Origin of the sequence: Synechococcus lacustris str. Tous, from assembly GCF_003011125.1 — a bacterium.
GTDB classification, from domain to species: domain Bacteria; phylum Cyanobacteriota; class Cyanobacteriia; order PCC-6307; family Cyanobiaceae; genus Synechococcus_D; species Synechococcus_D lacustris.
This window is the reverse complement of the sequence record NZ_PXVC01000114.1, coordinates 1-4,278: the sequence shown is the minus strand read 5'-3', so window position 1 is coordinate 4,278 and position 4,278 is coordinate 1. Positions and strand designations below refer to the sequence as shown.

The 4,278-nt window shown below is 62.8% G+C and carries 8 protein-coding genes and 1 pseudogene; 8 read left to right on the top strand and 1 reads right to left on the bottom strand.

Annotated features, from left to right (window positions below):
• From C7K08_RS12905 to C7K08_RS16745, 3 genes are all read left to right on the top strand, one after another.
• Window positions 1-471: glycosyltransferase (locus tag C7K08_RS12905; RefSeq protein WP_206603867.1), on the top strand; the 471-nt coding region annotated here is incomplete at its 5' end.
• A gap of 21 nt (window positions 472-492) precedes the next feature.
• A complete protein-coding gene (locus tag C7K08_RS12900) occupies window positions 493-891 on the top strand; it encodes a Uma2 family endonuclease (protein WP_341272170.1) in 399 nt (132 codons plus the stop codon).
• A complete protein-coding gene (locus C7K08_RS16745; RefSeq protein WP_341272169.1) occupies window positions 888-1,067 on the top strand; it encodes a hypothetical protein in 180 nt (59 codons plus the stop codon). The genes C7K08_RS12900 and C7K08_RS16745 overlap by 4 nt, the downstream gene beginning before the upstream one ends.
• A 42-nt stretch (window positions 1,068-1,109) precedes the next feature.
• Here the strand turns inward: C7K08_RS16745 and C7K08_RS15105 are convergent, their stop codons facing one another.
• On the bottom strand, window positions 1,110-2,375 hold the full coding sequence (locus C7K08_RS15105) for an AAA family ATPase (RefSeq protein WP_117434654.1): 1,266 nt from the start codon (window positions 2,373-2,375) through the stop codon (window positions 1,110-1,112).
• Window positions 2,376-2,771: 396 nt separating this feature from the next.
• Between C7K08_RS15105 and C7K08_RS12890 the strand changes: the two genes are divergently transcribed.
• From C7K08_RS12890 to C7K08_RS12870, 5 genes and pseudogenes are all read left to right on the top strand, one after another.
• Window positions 2,772-2,951 (top strand): PDDEXK family nuclease, encoded by a 180-nt coding sequence (locus C7K08_RS12890; protein ID WP_193464837.1) that lies wholly within the window; start codon window positions 2,772-2,774, stop codon window positions 2,949-2,951.
• A gap of 49 nt (window positions 2,952-3,000) precedes the next feature.
• A complete protein-coding gene (locus C7K08_RS12885; RefSeq protein ID WP_106500977.1) occupies window positions 3,001-3,246 on the top strand; it encodes a P-loop NTPase family protein in 246 nt (81 codons plus the stop codon).
• A gap of 18 nt (window positions 3,247-3,264) precedes the next feature.
• Window positions 3,265-3,441 (top strand): annotated as a pseudogene (locus tag C7K08_RS12880) (AAA family ATPase); the annotation flags it as partial.
• Between the two features lie 149 nt (window positions 3,442-3,590).
• A complete protein-coding gene (locus C7K08_RS12875) occupies window positions 3,591-3,872 on the top strand; it encodes a prevent-host-death protein (RefSeq protein ID WP_106500975.1) in 282 nt (93 codons plus the stop codon).
• A partial coding sequence (locus tag C7K08_RS12870) for a type II toxin-antitoxin system VapC family toxin (RefSeq protein ID WP_106500974.1) occupies window positions 3,869-4,278 on the top strand: 410 nt, incomplete at its 3' end. The genes C7K08_RS12875 and C7K08_RS12870, both read left to right, overlap by 4 nt.

Genomic DNA, 4,278 nt, shown 5'->3' with positions numbered 1-4,278 from the left:
ACCTTCAGCTGCTGGTATTTGGCCAACTCGCCCCCCGCGAGCCCCCCCCAGCTCGGCTTCCCCATCCATTACACCGGCCGCCTGCATGATGATCTCAGCCTGCGTGCGCTCTATAGCGCCGCCGATCTGATGGTGGTGCCGTCGCGGCAAGACAATCTGCCCAACACCGCCGTGGAAGCCCACGCCTGTGGCACCCCGGTGGTGGCTTTCCGCACCGGTGGTCTGCCGGACATCGTGGCCGACCACGTCACCGGCGCCCTGGCCGAGCCGTTTGAACCGGCCTCCCTCGCGGTGGCGATCCGGTGGGTGCTGGACGACCCGCGACGGCGCCGTGCCTTGGGCGCTGCGGCCAGGGAGCGGGCCGAGCGKCTCTGGGCTCCGGMGCGGGTGGCKGGAATGTATKCGGAGGTTTATGGGCAGGTGATTGAAAGAAGTGCYCAGAAAGGCACCTCAACATTYYCGCTACGCTGAAYCCRTCGCAGGCTTGGGGAGATGACCCTYACAACCAGCCCACCAGSCTTTGATGCTCGWGCTTCCTTGCGCTTTCCGGCTGATCTGAGGCTCACGTGCGAGCAATTTGAGCTGGTGTGTGCCGAAAACCGCGAGGCGGTACTTGAACTCGATGCGGATGGCCGGCTGATCGCAATGACGCCCACAGGTAGCGAAACCGGCTCCCGCAATGGAGAATTGTTATTCCAGCTCAAGTTGTTCGCTAGTCGTGCGGGGGGATGGAAGGCTTTCGACAGTTCCACGGGATTTCGCCTCCCCGATGGATCGGTGTTCAGCCCTGACGCATCTTTGATTCGCCTGGATCGCTGGCAGGCCCTCAGCCCAGACGAGCGTTGTGGCTTCGCCCCCCCCGCGGCCTCACGGCCGTTCGCAGCAAGATGACGGTTTACCAAGTTAATGGTGCCCGCCTGGGTTGGCTGCTGATTCCCCAGGAGCAGGCCGTGGAKGTGTTTCCGGCGTTTGGAATCCCGCAACGGCTCGAGCTGCTTGAAGTTCTGGAGGCCACGCCGGAWTTCCCRGGGCTACAGCTGCAGCTGGCTGAGATCTGGGCGGGTTGAGCCACGCCTTGYYGCGGCAGAAGCTGGCTGGATGGCCTGGGATTACAAAGCCAATCGCGCCGTACCGGTCATTAGGTACTGAATCGGCTCACGCCCCCGCCGCGGCAAGGCCTCAACAGCTCTGGCCTCGATTAGTTGCTGCAGGGTCTGCGATACCGAGGGTTGCTTCACCTGCCACAGCTCCACCAGCTCAGCCTGGGACTGGACCGTAGCCGAATCCACCTGCGCCCAGGCCAGCAGGCGCTCCCARGCGTTGTCGCCCAGTTGCTCTCGCAGCTCCGCCTGGTTRCGTTGCTGCAGCGTCAGCAGCAGATCCTCCAGCCCCACCGGCGCCACGTCGGCCCCAGCGCTGGTGAGCCCCAGCAAGGCTGTGATCCCATCTTCTAGAGCCTTTAACATCCCTCTCAGATCGCCGTGGAACAGCTCGTACAGCCGTTGCACCACGGCAGTGTCCACGGGGGAGCGCCAGGGTCTGCTCTGATCCAATTGCAACGCCCCATAGCGATTAGCCAGCAACTGCTCCACATCCCCGATMGCGAGGGGCTCCAGCACCAAAGGGTCGCTGAACACCGAGCGGATCTGGGTGTGGTTCTGAACCACCGTKCGCACTGCATCGGTGGTTCCCACCACGATCAGATGTAACCCGTCGTGCAGGAGGGCTTGATCRCGAATGCCCCGCAACAGATCCGCCGCCCGCGATGCATCCGCCTCACTGAGATTTTCAAGATTGTTGAGGTGCAGCACAATGCCGCTTGCACCCTGGCCGATTGCGTAACGGAGCAGATCGCGCAACACCCGAGGGCCATCCAGCAGCAATGCCCCTGGTGGTGTGGYGATGCTTTCGCTTTGGCTACCCCCCAGTCCAAAACCAAACGCCGACAGCGTGAATCCGCCACCGCGCAGGCGGATGCTGCGCACCAACTGCTGGGCGGCTTCCACCTCAGGGCCCGTTGCCGTTGGGCAGTTGGCCAGCACGGCGTCGTAGACGCCGGAGAGCAGCTGGCCCAGCAGSTGTTCGCTGGCGCCTGCGGCGCTGATCGAAATGATCTCGTCGGAACTCCAGTAGCCCCCCACCTGGGCATCGGCCTTCACCGTTTGCACCAGGGTGGTTTTGCCGATGCCAGGGCGGCCCGCTACCGCCTGCCGCGAGCTGGCGCTGCTGCCGATAGTGGTCAGCAGCAGCTGCCGCTCCCGTTTGCGCCCCACAAACAGCCGCAGTGGCGTGGCCTGCGAATCCGCCCGCAACGTGGCCTGGAAGAAAGGCGAAGAGCGCAGGTTGTAGAGGCCCCARAGGTTCGGCAGYGCCATGGCGGCAAGTATTGGCAAAGGGCAACGTCCAGCCAATACTGGTCATGTATCGGCTGATTTGACAATACTTGCCATGACCCGTTCCCCTGCTGCSACCAATCAGGTCCACGAGAGCCTCGATACCGCCTGGCTGCGTCCAGGGCGGGATTGAGTTCGGGTTCGTGATCAGCCCAGCTCCTGTTKCAGGTTTTTGATCACCTGCAACAACGTGCTCAGTTGACGCTGTTTWTACCCCGTGTTCAGGCARTGGCGTAGCTCCACCAGGTTGAGCGCACCCAGCAGCTCTGGTTCCAGCCGCAGATCGTGCAACATCCAGTYGTGCGGGGGGATGGAARGCTTTCGACAGYTCCACGGGATTTCGCCCCCCCCCGCGGCCTCACGGCCSTTCGCAGCAAGATGACGGCTTATCAARTYAATGGTGCCCGCCTGGGTTGGCTGYTGATTCCCCAGGAGCAGGCCGTGGAGGTGTTTCCGGCGTCTGGAATCCCGCAACGGCTCGAGMWGCTTGAMGTTCTGGAGGCCACGCCGGATTTCCSGGGGCTACAGCTGCAGCTGGCTGAGATCTGGGCGGGGTGAGGTACGCCTTGTCGCGGTCCGCGGCAAGAAATCCCATTAGGTTGTTGCTATGGACGAYAACCTTCTGCATTTGCTGCGGCAGAAGCTTGTGGATGGCATAGCCCTGCGCCTAGCCGGCAAGGTGCTGGCGGTGATCGGCATGCGCCGCAGCGGCAAGACCAGCCTGCTCTGGCAGGAGCTCAGCGATCGCCTGGCGAGCCCCGGCATGGAGCGTTCGGGTCTGCCTTGGATCAGCCTCGAGGATGAACGCCTGATCGGTTCCGGCCTTGCCTGTTCCTCGATGAGGTGCAGGTGATCCCTCGGCTGGGAAGGGTGTGTGCGCCKGGTGATCGACACCGAACCCCTTGATGTTGTGGTGAGCGGTTCCTCCGCCCAGATGTTGTCGGCTGAGATCGCCACCAACCTGCGCGGTCGGGCTCTGGAAACCCTGCTGTGGCCGTTCAGTTTTCGGGARGCCCAAGCTGCCTGTGGCGCCGGCTGCCTTTCGTAATCAGCTCCCTCTGGTGCACCACGATCCTTTCGGCCGCCTGTTGATTGCCCAGGCCCAGGTCGAGAGTCTGATGGCGTTGTCATCGGACGCCCTSGACACTYCAGTACTGTTTTAGGTACTAAGCTTTAGGCTCCARCGATCGCTKTGCCATGGATCAGCAGAACGCGCTCACCTCAGYTGAGCTCAAGCGCCGTGGGATTGCAGCGATTGAGCAGGCGCTGCAGCATGGACCAGTCCATTTGTTGAAGCGCAACCGATCGGCTGCTGTRGTGCTGAGTGAGCAGCACTACCGCCAGCTGCAGTTGCAGGCATCACGAGCTCCTGTGGCTGAAGCATCRGCGTTGCAGTGGCTGCTGGCCCTGCCGCCATCCACGAGCCCGCGCAGTAAGGCTGAGATCGATGCTGAGCTGGCAACTGAGCGCAACTGGTGATTGCCTTCCTGGATGCCAGCGCACTGATCTATTTGGTGGATGGTGAGGCCCGATGGGCCGAAGCCACCCAGGCAACCCTCCATCAGCTTGCCGTTGAGGCACCTGATCTCCCACTGGCTGTGAGCCGCCTCAGCCTGCTGGAGTGTCGTGTGGCTCCACTGCGGCGGGGTGATCAAGCCTGCCTGGATCGTTTTGCGGCGTTGTTTTCCCAGCCGGATCTGCTGGTTGTGGAGCTAAGCGCATCTGTGGTGGAGCTGGCGACGCAATTGCGCGCCAACCATGGGCTGCGTACACCCGATGCCCTGCAGACGGCTTGCTGCCTGCAACTGGGGCCTGATGCCGTGATGATCACGGGTGATGCCGGATTTCAGCGCGCCCAGGCTTTGCAGGTGCGCTTGATTGCCTG